The organism is uncultured Oscillibacter sp. (assembly GCF_950073225.1).
GTDB lineage: Bacteria > Bacillota > Clostridia > Oscillospirales > Oscillospiraceae > Oscillibacter.
In genome coordinates this window covers 22,901-39,851 of record NZ_CATMPS010000027.1, presented here as the reverse complement: position 1 = coordinate 39,851, position 16,951 = coordinate 22,901, and the positions used below count along the sequence as shown (strand labels likewise).

Here is a 16,951-nt window from a genome sequence, read left to right as displayed (position 1 = left end):
GTTTTCTTTTTCCGGCATCTATATTCCATATCGCTAAAACTTTCCTGTTTCATACTCCGCGCCCCCTTTCCCTTATTTTATCACATCTTTTATCATTTCGGGGGATTAAATCAGCGTTTCCTTAAAAGCACCGTCTGGCACACGTCCTGGGCGTCCTGGGGATTGCCGGTCCAGGTGTAGGCCACCCGGAGGACCGTATCCGCCCAGCGCTCCACCAGCGCCTCCGCCTCCTGGCGGGTATAGGTGATCGGTTCCGTAGTATCATCTCCTTTTGAACGGCCCGTTCTGCTGATAAAACGAATCAGGGGTATCCTATCTGTCAGGATGGAGAAACTTTTCTCCGCAACCGCCCCGGTTGCGGGGCCGGTTGGTGGACGCAACCGGCGCAACCTGCTATACTGAGGCCATGAAACATGTTTCGGAAACACTGGAAGGAGGATATACCCATGAATATTTCCGACATCATCAAACAGGCCAGGGAGGAACTGGGCATGACCCAGGAGGACCTGGCGGAACGGCTGGAGGTCAGCCGCCAGGCCGTCAGCAAGTGGGAGCTGGGGGCCTCGGTCCCAAGCCCGGAGAATCTGCGGCTGCTGGAGGAGCTCCTGGGGGTCGAGCTTCCCGCGCCGGAGGCGGCGGTCCCTCAGGAGGCGGTCCCCCAGGCCCCGCCCAAGCCGCCCTTCTGGAACTGGAAGCGGGTCGTGCTCCTGGTTTTGGGGGTGCTGGTCGTGTCGGCCCTGTTCTCGGCCGCCCTGTTTACCGCCCTCAGGGCGGAGACGAACGTGGACGCGCCCCTCCGGACAGAGCCCCATGTCACCGGCGTCTATTTCTTCGATGAAGACGCCGCGCCCCTCCGGCCAGACCTGGGGGACGGGTGGAACCGCTTCACCGCCGGAGAGCGGGTGCTGATGCTGGTGACATTTGAGGACGGCGCTGAGAACTCCGTCAACGCCGTCTCGCTGTTCCTGACCCCCACGGGGACGGAGACCCTGGACCAGCGGCGGCAGGTCGCCGTCCAGGCGGCGGGAGAGGGCCGGGACTTCGCCCTCTTCGCCTGGGACATCCCGGCGGACCTGATGGGGCACCTGGAGGTGGCGCTGGAGTGCGGCGGCGGCCTCCAGGCTACGGAGACGCTGAATGTCACGGCGCCCTCCTCCTACATGGAGGACCAGGGGATTCCCGGAATCCTCAGCCTGAGCGCCAAAGAAATCACCGCCACAGAGGGAGACACCGGCCACTACCTGCTGGAGGCCCTGGGGGCCCCCATGGCCGAGGTGGAGTGGAGCACCTCCGACCCCGAGGTGGCCCGGGTGGCCAACACCGGGACCGTGTTCATTGAGGGAGAGGGGGAGGCCGTCATCACCGCCAGCTGGAAGGACCAGACGGCGGAGTGTTTGGTCCATGTGCTTCCCAAAGCCACAATCGTGGGCACGGAGGGAAACACGGACCTGCCGGAGGGCGAGCCGGGGGGGATTGCAAAGAGTGTACCCGCTCCCCCGACGTATGAATCCCGTAAGGCTGGATAAGACTGGGCAGAAAAAATCAGGGCCTTGACGGCCCTGGTTTTTTGTTGGTCGGATTCTGCCTTGCCGTCGCTTTGACTTGGTTCTCCACCAGACAGCCAGAGCGGACTTAAAGTTCTTTTGCTCCTTTTCTTTCAAGAAAAGGAGGCCAGCTTTCGTCCCATGAGCACTCCCATGGCGGAAGACATCATCAGCCCTCTCGTCCAGCCGGAGGAATCCCCCAGACAGTGGAGGCCCTGCAAGCTGGTGTTGAAGTCCGTGTCCATCTTCACCCGGTTGGAGTAGAATTTCAGCTCCGGGGAGTACAGCAGCGTCTCATAGGAGGCGAAGCCCGGCACCACGTAGTCCATGGCCTGGATGAAGTTGATGATGTTCACCATGGCCCGGTAAGGCATGGCGGCGGTAATGTCCCCCGCCACCACGTCCGGCAGGGTGGGCCGGATGTTGGACTGGGCCAGCTCCTTCTGCCACGTCCGCTTGCCGTCCAGAATGTCGCCAAAGCGCTGGACCAGAATCTGGCCGTTGCCCAGCATGTTGGTCAGCTCCCCCACTTTCCGGGCGTAGGCGATGGGCTGGTTGAAGGGGACGCTGAAATTATGGGAGCAGAGGATGGAGAGGTTCGTGTTGTCGCTTTTGAATTCCTTATAGGAGTGGCCGTTGACCACCGCCAGGTCGTTGTCGTAGTTCTCCTGGCTGACAAAGCCTCCGGGATTCTGGCAGAAGGTCCGGACCTTGTTCTTGAAGGGCTTGGGCCAGCCCACCAGCTTGGACTCATAGAGGACCCGGTTCACCATCTCCATGACCTCGTTCCGGACCTCTACCCGGACGCCGATGTCCACGGTGCCGGGAGCGTGGGCAATGTTGTGCTCCGCGCAGAGGTTCTCCAGCCAGTCCGCCCCCCGGCGGCCGGTGGCCACCACGGTGTGTTTGGCGTGAATCTCAAAATCCTGGCGGCGGTCGGAGACTGTGACGCCCTTGCAGACGTCGTTCTCCAAAATGAGGTTTTGGCACTCGTAGCCAAAGAGGATCTCCACGCCGTTCTCCTGGAGATAGCGCTCGATGCCGAGATAAATGTCGTGGGCCTTCTCCGTGCCCATGTGGCGGATGGGGCAGTCCACCAGCTTCAACCCCGCCTGGATGGCCCGCTTGCGGATCTCCTTCCGGTCCTCCGGGTATTCCAGGCCCTCGATGTGGGTGTCCGCGCCGAAGTCCAGGTAGATTTTGTCCGCGTAGTGAATGGTCTCCTGGGCCAAATCCGTGCCGATGAGGGTGGGCAGATCCCCGCCCACCTCATAGCTCAGCGACAGCTTCCCGTCGGAAAAGGCCCCCGCGCCGGAGAAGCCGGTGGTGATGTGACAGTAGGGCTTGCAGCTTACGCACTTGTTGGTCTGGCTCTTGGGGCAGCGGCGGTTTTCGATGCTCTGCCCCTTCTCCACCATGACGATCTTCTGCCTGCTCCCTTTTTTCAGCAGCTCCAGGGCGGTGAAAATACCGGCGGGACCGGCTCCCACGATGACGACGTCTGCGTTCATAGCGGCTTCTCCTTTTTATAGATTCTTTTTAAAAGTAGTTTTATCTCTCACTTGGCCGACAGGTCCTTGGCCCGCCGGACAATGGTCCAGGGGGGCACCGGCCGGGGCAGCTTCATATGGAAGACGCTCTGGGGCGTCCGGGGCTCGAAGAGGGGGAGGCCGTCCGCGTCCGTCATCTCGGGAACGGTCATCTCAAAAGGCCGCAGGCCCGGGCCCACCAGCTCCACCGTGTCCCCGGCGCGGAATTTGTTGCGCAGGGACAGCGCAGCGTTCCCCTCCCCGCCGCAGTCCGTGACGATGGCGGCTACCTGCCACTCCCGGACATACCGTGCGTCGTCGTAGTACTGGCCCGGCGGGCCGTAGAAAAAGCCGGTGGAGTAGGGCCGGTGGCTGACGTGCTCCACCTCGTCCCGCCAGACGGGGTCTATCTCCTCCCCCGCCGCCAGGGCGTCCAGGCCGTGGCGGTAGGCGGCGGTGACCACGGCGGCGTAATAGGCGGACTTGGCCCGGCCCTCGATTTTCAGGCTGTCCAGGAATTGGAGGTCCTCCAGGTGGTCAATCATGCACATGTCCCGGGAGTTCAGGATGTAGGACCCCTGGCCGTCCTCCTCTAGGGGGAAGAACTCGCCGGGGCGCTTCTCCTCCACAAGGGCGTACTTATACCGGCAGGGCTGGGCGCAGGCCCCCCGGCTGGAGTCCCGGCCCGTCATATAATTGCTCAGGAGGCACCGCCCGGAATAGCTGACGCACATGGCCCCGTGGACAAAGGCCTCCAGCTCCAAAGAGGCGGGGGCCTTGTCCCGGATGGTCCGAATCTCCTCCAGGCTCAGCTCCCGGGCCAGAATCACCCGGGAGGCCCCCAAATCGTGCCAGGCCCGGGCGGTCTCGTAATTGGTTACCCCGGCCTGGGTGGAGACGTGGCGGGCCGCGTGGGGGGCGTATTTCCCCGCCAATTGGAAGGCCCCCAGGTCCGCCAGGATCACCGCGTCCACCCCGGCGGATTCCAGCACCTCCAGGTGGGCGGGGAGGCGGTCCATTTCCTCATTCCGGGGCATGGTGTTGACGGTGCAGTGGACCCGGACCCCGTGGGCGTGGGCGAAGGCCACGGCCTCCGCCAGGCCCTCGGGGGAGAAGTTCCCCGCGAAGGCCCGCATGCCGAAGTCCGTCCCCGCCAGATACACCGCGTCCGCCCCGTAGAGAACCGCCATGCGCAAACGCTCCAGGTCCCCCGCCGGGGCCAGCAGCTCCGGCCGCTTATCCGCCATATTCGGCACTGTTGACGAAGTTGACATGTTCGTTGTAGGTCTCGAAATAGTGGTGCTTGCCGTCCTTGCCCAGGGCGTAGTAATAGTAGCCCGTTTCCTCCGGCTCCAGGGCGGCCTCGATGGCGGTGAGGCCGGGGTTGGCGATGGGCGTGGGGGGCAGCCCCGGGTACTTATAGAGGTTGTAGGGGGTGTCCGTCTCCAGGTCCTCCTGGGTGATGGCCCCCTCATGGCCCGGCAGACCGTAGAGCAGAGATGCGTCCACCTGCAAAAGGCCGTTGGTTCCTCCCTTGTTTCCGGAACCCTCCAGGCGGTTGTAGATGACGGAGGCGATGCGGGCCTGGTCGGTGCCGTCGGTCTCCCGCTCGATGAGGGAGGCGATGGTGACGATCTCCTTCAGGTCATAGCCCTTTTCCTGCCAGGCGGCCAGCAGCCCGTCGTCAATTTTGCTGTTGAAGTTTTTGATCAGGCGGTTCAAGGCGCTCGCGGGCTTTTCGTTTACATAGAACTCGTAGGTGTCCGGGAAGAGGAAGCCCTCCAGCCGGCTGATGTCCTTGGACTCGTTGTCGATGAAGTCATAGTCGAAGTCGGCGGTCTGGGCCGCTTCCGTCAGGGCCGCCTCGGTGTTCACGCCGTTTTTCGCCAGCACGGCGATGGTCTGGGCCACGGTGTAGCCCTCGGGGATGGTGACCTGGACGGTCTCCGCCGTCATGTTTCCGGCGGCGCTCCGCATCCCCAGCACCAGGGCGTGGTAGTCCATGTCCGTGTTCAGGGCGTGGGAGCCCATGCCGATCTTTTCCTCCGCGTGGGTGACGTTGGCGTAGAGCTTGAAGAACCAGGGATACTCGATGAGCCCCGCGGCCTTCAGCTTGTCGGCCACGGTGTCCACGGTGTCCTCGGAGGAGACCTCCACCACCATCTCCACCGGCGGGGAGCCCGCCCGGTTGAACGAGCAGAAGTCGCTGAACAGCAGCCAGCCCGCGCAGCCCAGCAGGGCCGAGGTCAGGGCCACGAAGATCAGGTGCAGCAGAAGGAACAAAAGCGGGTGCATCCTCCGCCGCCTCCGGCGGCGCTTCTTCTGAGGGGGACGCTGGGAAGACGGAGCGGGCCGCTCCCGCCGGACCTGTCCGGCGTCCCAGCTGGCGGTGTCGCTGTTGTGGTATTCGGCCATGTTGAAAACCTCCTCGCGCGGCGCGCTCCCCCGGAAAATCCCCCCTTTAAAAAAGGACAGGATGAATTTTCAGGGGGTCAGGCTCCCGGCGGAGGCCGGAAGCATAGAATATCTCAAATCCAAGGTCCTGACGCCGCCGAGACGCGGCCCCGGGTCCAAAGAAAGGTGACTGACTATGTGCTTTAACAATGGAAACGACAACGGCTGCCTGTGGATCGTCCTGATCATCATCCTGTTCTGCTGCTGCGGCTGCGGCGGCGGGAACAGCTGGGGTGGAAACAATTGGGGCGGAAACAACTGGGGCGGCTGCGGCAACTGCGGATGCGGATGCGGCAACTGCGGGTGCGGCGGCTGCAACGGAGGGTGCAGCTGCGGCTGTAACTGCAACTGCAACTGCGGCTGCAACGACTCCTGCTGCTGAGTTCTCCGGCCAAGGCGGGACGCTTCGCGTCCCGCTTTCGCCGTCCTTCAGCGGGACAGGCGGTCCTGGACGATGGCCAGGACCTCTTGGTGGATGTCCTCCGGCGGCCGGGGGGCGCCTTCCCTGGCGCAGCTCACCACGGTCCAGCCCTGGGCCTGGGCAATCTCCCCGGCGCACTCCCGGCAGCGGCGGAGGTAGTCCCCGTCCCGCTCGTGAATGTCCGCCCGGGTGTTCGTCTTCTCCTCCCGGCGGCGCATGAGCCGGTTCGCCGCCTCGGTGGGCATGTCCAGATACAGCACCAGATCCGGCTCGGGAAGCTCCAGGCGGCGGTATTCCAAATCAAAAAGCCAGTCCAAAAAGTCCCGCCGCTCCTCCGGGAGGAGCTTGGAGGCCTGGTGGACGGCGTTGGACGTGGTGTAGCGGTTGGCCACCACCACGCCGCCGGACTCGTAGAACGCGCCCCAGTCCTCTTGATAGGAGGCGAAGCGGTCTATGGCGAACATGGCGGAGGCGGCGCAGGCGTTCACGTCTCCGGGCGCTCCTCCGAGCGCTCCGTGAAGGTAGAGATTCGCGGGCTCGGCAAAGGGGTTTCCATACCGGGGAAAATCAATCTCCCGGCAGGAGACGCCCCGGGCCTCCAGGCTTCGGAGCAGCAGCCCCGCCTGGGTGGCCTTGCCGGAGCCGTCGGTGCCCTCCAGGACAATCAGCATTCCTCTCATTTCCGCCGCTTCTCCTTCTCCACATGGACCAGGAACAGCGGCAGCTTCATCATCCGCCCCACCCGGCGGGGGTTTTTGCACAGGCGGTAAAACCATTCCAGGCCGTGGTCGGACCAGAATTTCGGGGCCCGCTCCACCACCCCGGCGAAGACGTCCAGGCTTCCCCCCAGGCCGCAGAGGAGGCGGGCCCCGGCGGCCTCGCCGTGCTTCGCCATCCAGAGCTCCTGCTTGGGGGCCCCCAGGCAGACGAAGACGCAGTCCGCTCCGCTCCGCCGGATGGCCTCCGCCACAGGGCCGTCCTCTTTAAAATAGCCGTCGTGGGTCCCGGCGATTTTTAAGCCCGGGTATTTCGCCGCCAACCGTTCCCCGGCGGCCTCGGCCACGCCGGGCTTGGCCCCCAGGAGATAGAGGGACAAGCCCGCCGCCGCCATGCGCTCCATGAGCCCGGCGGCAAACTCGATGCCGGGAACCTTTTCCTTCAAAGGCGTGCCCAGCATTCCGGCCCCCTTCACCACGCCGATGCCGTCGGGCAGGACCAGGTCCGCGGCGTTCACCGCCTGCCGGGCGGCCAGGTTCTCCCGGCAGATCTCCACAATCTCCGGGTTGGGGGTTACCACGTAGTGGGTCCCGGGACTGTGAAGCAGCTCCATCCCCCGGTCCACCGCCTCGCCCATGGTCACATTGTCAAAGCCCACGCCCAGCACATTGATCCGCATGCGCTCACCTCATTCGCACAAACTGCCATACCAGCATATTATTACCATTTTATATGCATTATAGCATAGGTTAAACCTCTTGTCCATCGCCAAATGCCTCCGTCTTCCGGCCCAGGGGGTAGGGAAGCTGGGCCAGCACCACCGCCGCCAGCATCAGCGCGCAGCCCAGGTACTCCCGGCCCGTCATGCGGCTGCCCAGGATGATGGCCCCGGCCACGGCGGCGAAGAGGGACTCCATGCTCATCAGAAGGGACACCACCGCCGGGTTGGAGTCCTTCTGGGCCAGGATCTGAAGGGTATAGGCCACGCCGCTGGAGAACACGCCCACATAGAGCACCGGCCCCAGGTACTTGGGCAGCAGCTCCAGGGGCGGCGGCGCCTCCGCCAGCGCCCCGGCGGCGGAGAGGACGGTCATGACCAAAAACTGGACGCAGGACAGGGCCACGCCGTCCACCTTGTTGGTAAAATAGTCCACCACCAGAATCTGAGCGGTGAAGCAGAAGGCGCAGACCAGCACGTACAGGTCCCCGCCAGTAATGGTCAGCTCCTCGGTGACGCAGAGGCAGTACAGCCCCGCCACCGCCAGGGCCACTCCCAGCCACAGGGCGCGGGGAACCTTCTTCCCCAGGGCCAGCCCCGCCAGGGGCACCAGGACGATGTAAAGCGCCGTGATGAACCCCGCCTTGCCGGGGGTGGTGGTCTCCAGGCCCTTTTGCTGGAAGAAGCTGGCCACCGACAGCGCCGCGCCGCAGCACAGGCCCCCCAGAATCAGATCCCGGCGGGACCCGGCGGAAGCGGGAGCCTCTCCCCTGCTCCGCCGCCAGAGGGCCCGGAGGCCGCAAAGGCCAAGGAGGAAGAAGAAGGCGATGACCGCCCGGGCGGTGTTGAAGGTAAAGGGCCCCATGTATTCCGCGCCCACGCTCTGAGCCACGAAGGCGGTGCCCCAGATCATGGCGGTAACCAGGGGCAGGACATTTTGACGAACTCGGTTGACTTTCATTTCTCTTGCTCCATGTTCTCTTCTGTGATATACTAAATGTACTGTGTGGCCCGGGGCCGCGCAAATTTGTATTGTAGCACCGAGGTGGGAAAATGGCAAGGCTTTCCCGTGAATTCTACGCCCAGGACACCCTGGAGGCCGCCCGGGCCCTGCTGGGAAAAATCCTGGTCCGCCGCCTGGACGGCGAAATCCTGGCGGGCCGCATCGTGGAGACGGAAGCCTATGTGGGCCGCTGCGACAAGGCCTGCCACGCCTACGGATACCGCCGGACGGCCCGGACGGAAACCCTGTTCTCCCAGCCGGGGACCGCCTATATCTACCTCATCTACGGCATGTACCACTGCCTGAACTTCGTCACGGAGCCGGAGGGAGAGCCCGCCGCCGTGCTGCTTCGGGCCATAGAGCCCGTGGCGGGCATAGAGGCCATGGCCCGCCTCCGCTATGGGGACAAGCCCCTGACGGCTTACCGGAGGAAGAATTTCCTCAACGGCCCCGGCAAGGTCTGCCGGGCCCTGGCCCTGACCCGGGAAGAGAACGGGCTGGATTTGACGGGGGACACGCTGTTCCTCTGCGACTGCCCGGAGGACGCGGGACTGTCCCCCTTCCCGGCGGCGGTGCGGGAACGCGTCGTCACAGGCCCCCGGATTGGGGTGGACTATGCGGAGGAGGCCCGGGATTTTCCCTGGCGCTTCCGGCTGGTAAAGGAGGAGTGAGCCATGTTTTTCTTTGATATGGACGGGGTGCTGACGGACTCCAACGGCATCTGGAAGAAGGTGGACCGGGAATTTTTGGGCCGCCGGGGGATGAAGTACACCCACGCCTATTACGAGGGCGTGGCCCATGTGCCCCTGCCCCAGGCGGCGGTGTTCACCAAGGCGTTCTGCAAGCTGCCGGAGTCCTGCGAGGAGATCGTCGCCGAGTGGATGGAGCTGGCGGCAGACTCCTATGCCCGCGTGCCGGTGAAGCCCGGCGTCCGGGCCTATTTGAAGCAGTGCAAGGCCGAGGGGCGGCGGATGGCGGTGGTGACCTCCAGCGTGCCGGAGCACTGCCACATGGCCCTGGAGTCCCTGGGGCTGGCGAAGTACTTCGAGCGGGTGACCTTCGCCCAGGAGCTGGGGCTGGAAAAGCGGAAGCCGGATGTGTGGCTGGCCGCCGCCAGGGCCGCGGACGTCCGGCCGGAGGACTGCACCGTCTTTGACGACAGCCTGGCCGCCTGCAAGGGAGCCAGGGCGGCAAGAATGCGGGTGATCGGGGTCTATGACGGCCTCTTCGCCCAGGATGAAAAGGAAATGCGTGGCTACTGCGACGTGTATATCAAGAGCTTCGAGGAGTTACTTTTCTTGAAAGAAAAGTAAACAAAAGAACCTTATCGCGCTCTGATTGTCTGGTGACAGGCCAGGCCTGAGCGGCGGCAACAGAATCTGGTGGTATTATGAACGATTTAACTGCCGCCCTCCTCTCCGCCCGGGAAGAGGGGGAACAGCTGGCCGGGGGAACTTTTGTCCGGGAAACGGCGGAGCGGCTGGACCTCTCGGACCTCACCTTCCGGCAGACCCGCTTTGCCCGCTGCCAGTTTACGGACTGCAATTTCAGCGGCGCGGCCTTCTACGGCTGCGAATTCGAGGACTGCGCCTTTACCGGGTGCCGCTTTCCCGTAAGCTTTTGGAAGGACGCCGCCCTCTCCGGCTGCAAGGCCGAGGGCGGAGACTTCCGCAAGGCCCGTTTCAAGGACTGCGCGCTGGACCGCCTCCGCCTCCGCTGGGCCAACCTCACGGGGGCCCTTTGGGAACGCTGCGCCCTGACGGGCTGCGATTTGACGGAGAGCGGCTGTCAGGAGCTCCGGGTGGTAAAAACCACGCTCCAAACCGTGGATTTCACCCGGGCGGACCTGTTCCGGGCCGTCCTCAAGGGGACGGACCTCTCCGGCTGCACCTTGGACGGCGTGACCCTCTCCGCCTCCTGCCAGGAGCTCCGGGGCGCAAGGATCCACGCCTCCCAGGCGGCGGTCGTGGCCCGGATTTTGGGCATTGAGATTGCGGATTGAACGTGAGCCATTGGCGCCATGACGGCCCAGGCTCTCTTTCCTCAGCCGGGAAGGCTGTACAAACGTCGCGGGAGGGCCTGAACATCCGGCCCTCCCGCACTTTGGCTTTATATGGCGTTTCACCATTCCGGCGGGCAAGCCCGCCCCTGCATCTATCTGCACCATCCCCGCCCGCCGCATGCCGGCTTTTTTGCCTTGCCGCAGCTCTTGCCGCGAAGCCGTCTCCGGGCGCGGGAGGAGGTATCCTGCGGGACCCGGCGGGTCCCTATTTCATCAGCCGTAGAAATAGCGGAACAGGTCCTCGAAGGGGCTGCCGTAAGATCCGCCGTTTCCGCTGTTGTCGTTCCGGTTTCCGGGATACTGCTGTGTTTCCTGCTGCTGGGCCGCCTGGTCCTCCTTGGGAGCCGCGCCCCAGGTGATTTCCACGGTAACCGTGCCGTCGGGGCGGTAGACCTCCAGGGTGGCGCTGTCCCCGGCGGAGTATTTCTTCTTCGCCAGGTTCAAATCCTCCACGGACTTGATGTCCGTGCCGTCCACTTTCGTGATCACGTCGCCCATTTTCAGCCCCGCCTTGTCGGCGGCGCTGTCCGGCTCCACGTAGGTGATGAAGACCCCGGCGGTGATGTCATAGTGGTACTGGGCCGCCCAGTTCTCCGTCATGGTCTGGGGGGTGATGCCCAGATAGGCCCGGTTGGACACATAGCCGTTGGTCATGATGTCCTTCACCATGGAGAACACGTCGTTCATGGGAATCGCGAAGCCCAGGCCCTCCACAGTGGTGCCGTTGGAGGACTGCGAGTACTTGGCGGAGACGATGCCCACCACCTCGCCGTACTGGTTGAAGAGGGGCCCGCCGGAGTTGCCGGGGTTGATGGAGGTGTCGGTCTGAATCATGTTAAAGGGCGTCCCGTCCACGTTGATGGCCCGGTCCACGCAGGAGACCATGCCGCCGCTCATGGAGAAGGTCAGCTCGCCCAAGGGGTTGCCGATGGCCAGCACGTGGTCGCCCACGTTCAGCGTGGCGCTGTCTCCCAGGGTGACGGGCTGGAGGTTCTCCGCCTCCACCTTGATGACGGCGATGTCATAGTCCTCCTCCCCGCCGATATACTGGGCGGGGAATTCGTCCCCGTTGTACATGGTGACGGTTACGGTTTCCGCACCCTTTACCACGTGGTAGTTGGTGAGGATGTAGCCGTCCTTGCTCAGCACGAAGCCGGACCCGGCGGAGGCCGTCTCCACCGGCTGGCGGTAAAAGTTGTACCCGGCGGTGGCGGAGGTGCGGATGGACACGACGCTGTTGACATTGGCCGCGTAGACCTCCGCGTCGCTCATGGCGGTTTTCCCGTCCACATTCCGCAGGGCCACTTGGGTCACGGGGCGGTTGGAAACGTTGATCTCGCTCTCGTTTCCCCCGCCGTAGTGGGAGGCGGCCCACACGGCCCCGCCCCCCGCCGCGCCGCCAAGCAGGGCGCAGCTCAAAGCCAGGGCGGCGATCTTCAGGCCCAGGCGGTTTTTCTTCACAGGCTTCACCTCAAATTCGGGCCCCTGGGGGCCGGGCTGTCCGCCGGGGCGGACGGTTTCCCGCTGGTGGGAGAGCTCGCTGCCGTCCTTGCGGTAGGTGTAGTTGTACAGGTTGTTTTCATCGTTATACATAATCAGCTTCCTCCTTCATTATGTATCCCGTTCTTCCGTTCTTTAGAAGCTAAGATAACAGGGAACTGTGTCGAACGTGTGAACTGGGATTGTCTGGATTTTAAATTTTGGAACGCCGCCCTGTGGGAAGGGCGGCTCCCCCGACTTGATGGGCTTAGTATAAGCGGGAGAACTTAAAACTTGCTGAAAGAAGTTTGAAGGATTTTTGAACATGGAACCTCTTGCCAGACGGGGGCCGCTGTGCTATGATAAGGATAGAATCTTTGTTTTCAGGAGGTCTTCCGTGATGAAGCTCAAAAAAATATGGTTCTTCGTCCTGGCCCTGGCGCTGCTGACGCTGCCCGCCTCCGCCCACGGCCACCACGGCGGCGGCTGCCACGGCAATCGGCCGGTCCGCCCCTCCCAGCCCGTGAGCTCCACCGTCACCGTCTGCAAGGTAGAGGGCTGCACCATCGCCGGGCGGCATGTCCACAACAGGGTCACCTACTGCGGCTATCCCCACGAGAGCGGCGTCTGCGACAACAACTGCCGGGCCCTCTGCCCCCTGGAGGGCTGCCCCGAGATCGGGCGGCACAGCCACAGCGGCGTTACCTACTGCGGCTATGCCCATGAAAACGGCTTTTGCGACGGAGCCTGCAAGGCGCTGTGCCCCGTCTACAACTGCCCCATTGACGGGCGGCATGTCCACGACGGCATCACCTACTGCGGCTATCCGCATTACAACGGCTTCTGCGACGGAGCCTGCCGGCCCCTGTGCACCACCGAAGGCTGCGCCATCGAGGGGCGGCACGACCACAACGGCGTCCGCTGCTGCGGATACTACCACCTGAACGGCTTTTGCGACGGGACCTGCCGGGCCCTGTGCCCTGTGGAGGGCTGCACCCTTGAGGGGCGGCACAGCCACAGCGGCGTCTCCTACTGCGGAGACCACCACGGCTACGGCTTTTGTGAGGGCGTCTGCCACTGATATTACCCCCCGCGCGTTTACGGGACCGCCTTGCGGCGGTCCTGTTTTTTTCCAAAATTTTCACTCCGGCAAACGCGCATACTCTCTTCTTCCCGGCGCACACTAAGAGGGCGCTGACGAGGCTCAACCATCTCTCCTTTCACCGTGAAAACGCGCTGGGGGGACAGGCGGGACAGCCCCTCAGCGTCTTAAAAAATCTTCACGCGGGAGGACCAAACTCATGACTAAGGACTGCACCAACGGCGGATGCGCCTGCACGCCCAACCAGAGCATTAAATGCACGGTAAACAACTGCGCCCACCACTGCCAGGACTCCGGCTACTGCGGCCTGAACACCATCCAGGTGGGCACCCATGAGACCAATCCCACCATGGTGGAATGCACCGACTGCCAGAGCTTCAAGCTGAAATAAGCGAACGGTTCCCCTCCCTTCCCGGGCCCTCCGGGAAGGGATACATAGAAAGGAGGCGGCGGCATGAAAGCAGCCTGGACGGCCCGGCTGGCAGGAGCGGCGGCGGGATTGGCCAACGGTTTATTTGGCGGCGGCGGGGGCATGGTCTTCCTGCCCATCCAGTCCCGGTGGGGGAATCTGAGCCAGCGGAAGCTCTACGCCACCTGCGTGGGGGTCATTTTCCCGGTGTGCCTGGTGTCGGCGGCGGTGTACCTCTGGAAGGGCGGCGTGTCCCTGACGGAGTCCCTGCCCTATCTGGCTGGGGGCCTGATCGGCGGTTTCTTCGGCGGGAAGCTCTACGGGAAGATTTCCACCAAGTTTTTAAAGTGGCTGTTCGCCGCCTTCCTCTTCTACGCGGGGGTGAAATATCTGCTGTGACGGACTGGATCATACCCTTTCTCTGCGGCCTGGGGGCCAGCGTTGTTTCCGCCTGGGGCGTGGGGGGCGGAACGCTGCTGCTGCTGGTGATGACCCTCTTCCTGGGGGTGGACCAGCGGACGGCCCAGGGAATCAACCTGCTGTTCTTCCTCCCCACCGCCGCCAGCGCCCTGGTCTGCCACGCCAGGGGCGGCTATCTGGACAAACCCACGCTGAAAGCCGCCGTGCCCGTAGCCGTCGCGGCGGCGCTCGTCGGGGCCTGGGTGTCCAACGCGGTGGACGTGGAGGTCCTGCGAAAGCCCTTCGGGGTGTATCTGCTGCTCTCGGGCGCCAGCCTGGTGTGGCCAAAAAAGAAAGACGGGAACCCTTAAAGCCCGCCCTCCGGGGCGGGGCTTTTTCGTTCCTCTGGACAGCCGCCGGAGGACCTGCTATAATGGGAAAACCATCGAACGTTTGGAGGGAACGCGCGTGAGCGGCAAAACCTTTATCTGGGACCTGGACGGGACCCTGCTGGACTCCTACGGCGTCATTGTCTCCAGCCTCCGCCGGACGCTGGAGGAGCTGAACGTCCCCATGGAGGAGGAAGAGATCCGCCGCCGGGCCACGGCGGGGTCTGTCAGCGACGTGGTGAATTACGCGGCGGCGGCCACCGGGCGGGCCTTTTCCGACATCAAGGCCCGCTACTCTGAAATCAGCGGCGGGCGGTATCTGGAAATTACAACAACGCCCCACGCCCGGGAGGCCCTGGAGGAAACCGCCGCCCTGGGGGCGGTCCACTTCGTCTACACCCACCGGGGCCGCACCACCGCCCCGGTGCTGGAACACCTGGGGCTGGACCGCTTTTTTAAAGAAGTGGTCTCCAGCCTGAACGGCTTTCCCCGGAAGCCCGCCCCCGACGCCCTGCTCTACCTGCTGGAAAAGCACCGCCTGGAGCGGGACCGGGTCTATTACGTGGGGGACCGGACCCTGGACGTGGACTGCGCCAAAAGCGCTGGGGTCCGCAGCGTCCTCTATTCCCCCTCCGGGGCCGGGACGGCGGACTATGTGATCCGGGATCTGCTGGACATTCGGAAGCTGGCGGCGGAGTGAACACGCGGGCCTCTCGGGGAGGGCCGCGCCGAAATTGACTTGTAAAGGAGGAACCGCCATGGAACAGCGGGAGCGCGCCGTCCGCCTCTGGTTTGACATGTGGCTGAAAAAGGCGGACCTTGGCATTCTCAGCCTCTTTTCAGAGGATGCCGTCTACATTGAGAGCTGGGGGCCGGAGTACCACGGCGCTCAGAAAATCAAGCTCTGGTTCGACGAATGGAACACCCGGGGGACCGTCCTTCAGTGGGATATCCTCCAGTTTTTCCACCGGGAGGACCAGACCATGGTGCAATGGTACTTCCGGAACCAAATGAACGCCGGCCGGGTGGAGGCCTTCGACGGGCTGTCCCTGATCCGCTGGAACCCGGCGGGCCGCATCTGCTTCTTGCAGGAATTCGGCTGCAACGAGTCCCGATACGACCCCTATCAGGACGGCCCCGTCCCGAAATTCCGGGAGGGCTCCGCCGCCTGGTTCTAAATCGTGTTTCAAAACATACCGAACGCCGCCCGGGTTATCCGCTCGGACGGCGTTCGGTCGTGCCGGGGGTAAACCGGCGCTCAAAGCCCCAGGATCGCCGAGGCAAACCGAAAGTAAATCAGAAGGGACAGCGCGTCCACGATGGTGGTGATAAAGGGGGAGGCCATCACCGCCGGGTCAAAGCCGATGCGCTTGGCAAGCAAAGGCAAGGAGCACCCCACCAGCTTGGCGCACAGCACCGTCCCCACCAGGGTGGCGCAGACCACCAGGGCCACCTGGGGCGTCACCGTGGGGTTTTGCAGCAGCCAGCGGTCCACCAGCATCATTTTCACGAAGTTGGCCGCCGCCAGGCAGAGGCCGCAGCAGACGGAGACCCAGAACTCCTTCCACAGCACCTGGAACAAATCGCTGAACCGGACCTCTCCCAGGGACAGCGCCCGGATGACGGCGGTGGAGGCCTGGGTGCCGCTGTTGCCGCCGGTGCCGGAGAGCATGGGGATGAAGGAGGTCAAAATGGCGCAGGCCATAAGGGACTTTTCAAAGTGGGTCAGGATGATGCCCGTAAAGGTGGCGGAGAGCATCAGCAGCATCAGCCAGGGAGTCCGGGCCTTCCAGGTCTCGAAGATTCCGGTTTTCAAATAGGGCTTGTCGCCGGGGAGCATGGCGGCCATCTTCTCGATGTCCTCCGTGACCTCCTCCTGCAAGACGTCGATGGCGTCGTCCACCGTGACGATGCCCACCAGCCGCTCCTCCTTGTCCACCACCGGCAGGGCCAGAAAGTCGTACTTCCCCAGGGCCCGGGCCACGGCCTCCTGGTCGTCCAGGGTCTGGACGGCGATGAGGTTCCGCTCCATGATGTCGCCGATGACGTCGTCCTCCTCCGCCAGGAGCAGCGTGCGGATGGTCAAAAGGCCGATCAGATGCCGCCGGTCGTCGATGACGTAGCAGATGTTGATAGTCTCCTTGTCCGGTCCCGTCCGGCGGATGCGCTTCAAGGCGTCCTCCACCGTCATGTTGGCCTTCAAATCCACAAACTCCGTGGTCATGATGCTTCCGGCGGAGTCCTCGGGGTATTTCAGGACCTCGTTGATGCTCTTGCGCATTTCCGGGTCACAGTGGCGCAGGATGCGCTTCACCACCCCGGCGGGCATCTCCTCCACGATATCCGCCGCGTCGTCCAGGTAGAGCTCGTCCAGGACCTCCTTCAGCTCCGTGTTGGAGAAGCTGTGAATCAAAAGCTCCTGGTCATCGCTGTCCAGCTCCACGAAAACCTCCGCCGCCAGCTCCTTGGGCAGCAGGCGGAATACCACCGGCACCTTCTCGTCCAAATCCTGGCAGAGGGAGGCGATGTCCGCCGCCTCCATGGGCAGCAGCAGGTCCCGAAGCTCCGCGTAGCGTTTTCGTCCGAACAACTCCTCGATTTTTTCCAGCAGCTCCGTTCGCTCGTTTTGCAGTTCAAACATGCCGGGACCTCCTCTCCTCACAGCTAGGCCGATTTTCAAACAAGGCCTAATAAAAACGCGAAAATCTCCAATCGTCCCGGTCCG

At 63.6% G+C, this 16,951-nt stretch carries 20 protein-coding genes; 11 read left to right on the top strand and 9 right to left on the bottom strand.

Translation table 11 applies throughout. The features are described 5' to 3' along the window. Window positions 1–110: 110 nt before the first annotated feature. A complete protein-coding gene (locus tag Q1M04_RS12125) occupies window positions 111–380 on the bottom strand; it encodes an RNA polymerase sigma factor (RefSeq protein WP_300346472.1) in 270 nt (89 codons plus the stop codon). 66 nt (window positions 381–446) lie between these two features. Between Q1M04_RS12125 and Q1M04_RS12120 the strand changes: the two genes are divergently transcribed. Next, window positions 447–1,526: a helix-turn-helix domain-containing protein gene (locus Q1M04_RS12120; RefSeq protein WP_297998725.1), complete on the top strand. Its 1,080-nt coding sequence runs from the start codon at window positions 447–449 to the stop codon at window positions 1,524–1,526. 131 nt (window positions 1,527–1,657) lie between these two features. On the opposite strand, the gene Q1M04_RS12115 is transcribed toward Q1M04_RS12120, so the two are convergent. Genes Q1M04_RS12115 through mltG form a run of 3 tightly spaced genes read right to left on the bottom strand, consistent with a single transcriptional unit; the run spans window position 1,658 to window position 5,488 of the window. After that, complete coding sequence (locus tag Q1M04_RS12115) at window positions 1,658–3,055, bottom strand: NAD(P)/FAD-dependent oxidoreductase (RefSeq protein ID WP_295757574.1); 1,398 nt, start codon at window positions 3,053–3,055, stop codon at window positions 1,658–1,660. A gap of 47 nt (window positions 3,056–3,102) precedes the next feature. Continuing rightward, complete coding sequence (locus Q1M04_RS12110; protein ID WP_295757575.1) at window positions 3,103–4,320, bottom strand: U32 family peptidase; 1,218 nt, start codon at window positions 4,318–4,320, stop codon at window positions 3,103–3,105. Next, complete coding sequence (gene mltG / locus Q1M04_RS12105; protein WP_293278930.1) at window positions 4,310–5,488, bottom strand: endolytic transglycosylase MltG; 1,179 nt, start codon at window positions 5,486–5,488, stop codon at window positions 4,310–4,312. Before mltG ends, Q1M04_RS12110 begins: the two co-directional genes overlap by 11 nt. Window positions 5,489–5,663: 175 nt before the next feature. Between mltG and Q1M04_RS12100 the strand changes: the two genes are divergently transcribed. Next, complete coding sequence (locus tag Q1M04_RS12100) at window positions 5,664–5,909, top strand: hypothetical protein (protein WP_297293803.1); 246 nt, start codon at window positions 5,664–5,666, stop codon at window positions 5,907–5,909. A 47-nt stretch (window positions 5,910–5,956) separates the two neighbouring features. On the opposite strand, the gene Q1M04_RS12095 is transcribed toward Q1M04_RS12100, so the two are convergent. The 3 genes from Q1M04_RS12095 to Q1M04_RS12085 all read right to left on the bottom strand — a co-directional run bounded on the left by Q1M04_RS12095 (window position 5,957) and on the right by Q1M04_RS12085 (window position 8,344). Next, a complete protein-coding gene (locus Q1M04_RS12095) occupies window positions 5,957–6,628 on the bottom strand; it encodes a thymidylate kinase (RefSeq protein WP_297998731.1) in 672 nt (223 codons plus the stop codon). Beyond that, window positions 6,625–7,344, bottom strand: a complete 720-nt coding sequence (locus tag Q1M04_RS12090) for a WecB/TagA/CpsF family glycosyltransferase (RefSeq protein ID WP_297998733.1) — start codon at window positions 7,342–7,344, stop codon at window positions 6,625–6,627. The genes Q1M04_RS12095 and Q1M04_RS12090 overlap by 4 nt, the downstream gene beginning before the upstream one ends. A gap of 70 nt (window positions 7,345–7,414) precedes the next feature. Next, window positions 7,415–8,344: a DMT family transporter gene (locus Q1M04_RS12085; protein ID WP_297998735.1), complete on the bottom strand. Its 930-nt coding sequence runs from the start codon at window positions 8,342–8,344 to the stop codon at window positions 7,415–7,417. Window positions 8,345–8,436: 92 nt separating this feature from the next. On the opposite strand from Q1M04_RS12085, the gene Q1M04_RS12080 reads away from it, so the two are divergent. The 3 genes from Q1M04_RS12080 (at window position 8,437) to Q1M04_RS12070 (ending at window position 10,388) form a co-directional block, all read left to right on the top strand. Then, window positions 8,437–9,057, top strand: coding sequence for a DNA-3-methyladenine glycosylase (locus Q1M04_RS12080; protein WP_297998737.1), 621 nt, complete (start codon window positions 8,437–8,439; stop codon window positions 9,055–9,057). Between the two features lie 3 nt (window positions 9,058–9,060). Then, a complete protein-coding gene (locus tag Q1M04_RS12075; RefSeq protein ID WP_295757582.1) occupies window positions 9,061–9,699 on the top strand; it encodes an HAD family phosphatase in 639 nt (212 codons plus the stop codon). Window positions 9,700–9,776: 77 nt separating this feature from the next. Further along, entirely contained in the window at window positions 9,777–10,388 is a 612-nt protein-coding gene (locus Q1M04_RS12070) for a pentapeptide repeat-containing protein (protein ID WP_297998740.1), read from the top strand. A gap of 273 nt (window positions 10,389–10,661) precedes the next feature. Here the strand turns inward: Q1M04_RS12070 and Q1M04_RS12065 are convergent, their stop codons facing one another. Beyond that, window positions 10,662–12,041: a S1C family serine protease gene (locus Q1M04_RS12065; RefSeq protein WP_297998742.1), complete on the bottom strand. Its 1,380-nt coding sequence runs from the start codon at window positions 12,039–12,041 to the stop codon at window positions 10,662–10,664. Between the two features lie 286 nt (window positions 12,042–12,327). Here Q1M04_RS12065 and Q1M04_RS12060 point away from each other — a divergent pair, with 286 nt between their 5' ends. The 6 genes from Q1M04_RS12060 (at window position 12,328) to Q1M04_RS12035 (ending at window position 15,404) form a co-directional block, all read left to right on the top strand. Further along, entirely contained in the window at window positions 12,328–13,008 is a 681-nt protein-coding gene (locus Q1M04_RS12060) for a hypothetical protein (protein WP_297998743.1), read from the top strand. A 220-nt stretch (window positions 13,009–13,228) separates the two neighbouring features. Then, window positions 13,229–13,420, top strand: a complete 192-nt coding sequence (locus Q1M04_RS12055) for a DUF1540 domain-containing protein (RefSeq protein WP_293278918.1) — start codon at window positions 13,229–13,231, stop codon at window positions 13,418–13,420. Between the two features lie 63 nt (window positions 13,421–13,483). Beyond that, on the top strand, window positions 13,484–13,837 hold the full coding sequence (locus Q1M04_RS12050; RefSeq protein ID WP_204789273.1) for a TSUP family transporter: 354 nt from the start codon (window positions 13,484–13,486) through the stop codon (window positions 13,835–13,837). Beyond that, a complete protein-coding gene (locus Q1M04_RS12045) occupies window positions 13,834–14,208 on the top strand; it encodes a TSUP family transporter (protein WP_297998747.1) in 375 nt (124 codons plus the stop codon). The genes Q1M04_RS12050 and Q1M04_RS12045 overlap by 4 nt, the downstream gene beginning before the upstream one ends. Window positions 14,209–14,305: 97 nt before the next feature. Beyond that, window positions 14,306–14,926, top strand: a complete 621-nt coding sequence (locus Q1M04_RS12040) for an HAD-IA family hydrolase (RefSeq protein WP_297293810.1) — start codon at window positions 14,306–14,308, stop codon at window positions 14,924–14,926. A gap of 58 nt (window positions 14,927–14,984) precedes the next feature. Next, a complete protein-coding gene (locus Q1M04_RS12035) occupies window positions 14,985–15,404 on the top strand; it encodes a nuclear transport factor 2 family protein (protein ID WP_297998749.1) in 420 nt (139 codons plus the stop codon). Window positions 15,405–15,484: 80 nt separating this feature from the next. On the opposite strand, the gene mgtE is transcribed toward Q1M04_RS12035, so the two are convergent. Next, complete coding sequence (gene mgtE / locus Q1M04_RS12030; protein ID WP_297293812.1) at window positions 15,485–16,867, bottom strand: magnesium transporter; 1,383 nt, start codon at window positions 16,865–16,867, stop codon at window positions 15,485–15,487. Window positions 16,868–16,951 lie beyond the last annotated feature (84 nt).

Bases quoted from the DNA above. Each gene is read 5' to 3' on its own strand.
- mltG (WP_293278930.1), bottom strand. From the start codon at position 5,488: ATGGCCGAATACCACAACAGCGACACCGCCAGCTGGGACGCCGGACAG.
- Q1M04_RS12060 (WP_297998743.1), top strand. From the start codon at position 12,328: ATGAAGCTCAAAAAAATATGGTTCTTCGTCCTGGCCCTGGCGCTGCTG.
- Q1M04_RS12065 (WP_297998742.1), bottom strand. From the start codon at position 12,041: ATGTATAACGATGAAAACAACCTGTACAACTACACCTACCGCAAGGAC.
- Q1M04_RS12080 (WP_297998737.1), top strand. From the start codon at position 8,437: ATGGCAAGGCTTTCCCGTGAATTCTACGCCCAGGACACCCTGGAGGCC.
- mgtE (WP_297293812.1), bottom strand. From the start codon at position 16,867: ATGTTTGAACTGCAAAACGAGCGAACGGAGCTGCTGGAAAAAATCGAG.
- Q1M04_RS12050 (WP_204789273.1), top strand. From the start codon at position 13,484: ATGAAAGCAGCCTGGACGGCCCGGCTGGCAGGAGCGGCGGCGGGATTG.
- Q1M04_RS12035 (WP_297998749.1), top strand. From the start codon at position 14,985: ATGGAACAGCGGGAGCGCGCCGTCCGCCTCTGGTTTGACATGTGGCTG.
- Q1M04_RS12100 (WP_297293803.1), top strand. From the start codon at position 5,664: ATGTGCTTTAACAATGGAAACGACAACGGCTGCCTGTGGATCGTCCTG.
- Q1M04_RS12090 (WP_297998733.1), bottom strand. From the start codon at position 7,344: ATGCGGATCAATGTGCTGGGCGTGGGCTTTGACAATGTGACCATGGGC.
- Q1M04_RS12120 (WP_297998725.1), top strand. From the start codon at position 447: ATGAATATTTCCGACATCATCAAACAGGCCAGGGAGGAACTGGGCATG.
- Q1M04_RS12085 (WP_297998735.1), bottom strand. From the start codon at position 8,344: ATGAAAGTCAACCGAGTTCGTCAAAATGTCCTGCCCCTGGTTACCGCC.
- Q1M04_RS12075 (WP_295757582.1), top strand. From the start codon at position 9,061: ATGTTTTTCTTTGATATGGACGGGGTGCTGACGGACTCCAACGGCATC.
- Q1M04_RS12110 (WP_295757575.1), bottom strand. From the start codon at position 4,320: ATGGCGGATAAGCGGCCGGAGCTGCTGGCCCCGGCGGGGGACCTGGAG.
- Q1M04_RS12070 (WP_297998740.1), top strand. From the start codon at position 9,777: ATGAACGATTTAACTGCCGCCCTCCTCTCCGCCCGGGAAGAGGGGGAA.
- Q1M04_RS12055 (WP_293278918.1), top strand. From the start codon at position 13,229: ATGACTAAGGACTGCACCAACGGCGGATGCGCCTGCACGCCCAACCAG.
- Q1M04_RS12115 (WP_295757574.1), bottom strand. From the start codon at position 3,055: ATGAACGCAGACGTCGTCATCGTGGGAGCCGGTCCCGCCGGTATTTTC.
- Q1M04_RS12095 (WP_297998731.1), bottom strand. From the start codon at position 6,628: ATGAGAGGAATGCTGATTGTCCTGGAGGGCACCGACGGCTCCGGCAAG.